At 68.4% G+C, this 386-nt stretch carries 2 protein-coding genes; both read right to left on the reverse strand.

Annotation, left to right across the window (positions count from 1 at the left end; genetic code table 11):
• Nucleotide 1 precedes the first annotated feature (1 nt).
• On the reverse strand, nucleotides 2–196 hold the full coding sequence (locus tag EN852_RS35950) for a hypothetical protein (RefSeq protein ID WP_135879697.1): 195 nt from the start codon (nucleotides 194–196) through the stop codon (nucleotides 2–4).
• The coding region (locus tag EN852_RS35955) for an ABC transporter permease (protein WP_348643528.1) at nucleotides 181–386 on the reverse strand (206 nt) is incomplete at its 5' end. The genes EN852_RS35955 and EN852_RS35950, both read right to left, overlap by 16 nt.

Consider the following 386-nt stretch of genomic DNA (forward strand, 5'->3'; position numbering starts at 1 on the left):
ATCAGGGCCTCCAGCCGCAGAGTTTCTGGCCCTTGCGATTGTGCGCGAGCAGTGCCTTGGCTTCCTCGTCCGACAGCGCGTCAACGGCTTTGGCGGAGCGGCGCAGCGGCCTGGAAACGGCGCAGAAGCCGCCAGTGCTCGTGGTGCATCCGGCCAAAGCCTCGGCAAGCAGCATGACAATCAATCCCTTGCCCATGCCTTCAACTCCTTTTTGATGGCGCCCGCGGGCAGAGCGCCGATGTCGTTGTCGACCCGGTCGGCGAGCGCGCGGGCCGCTGCCTCGGCTTTGGCCTGCCTGCTGCGCTCGGCCTCGGCGCCGGCGAACCGCTGGCGAAAGCCCCAGCCGAGCGCGGCAATGACGGAGGCCAGCAGGCCAAGGATCGCGG

The organism is Mesorhizobium sp. M2E.F.Ca.ET.209.01.1.1, assembly GCF_004010375.2.
GTDB lineage: Bacteria > Pseudomonadota > Alphaproteobacteria > Rhizobiales > Rhizobiaceae > Mesorhizobium.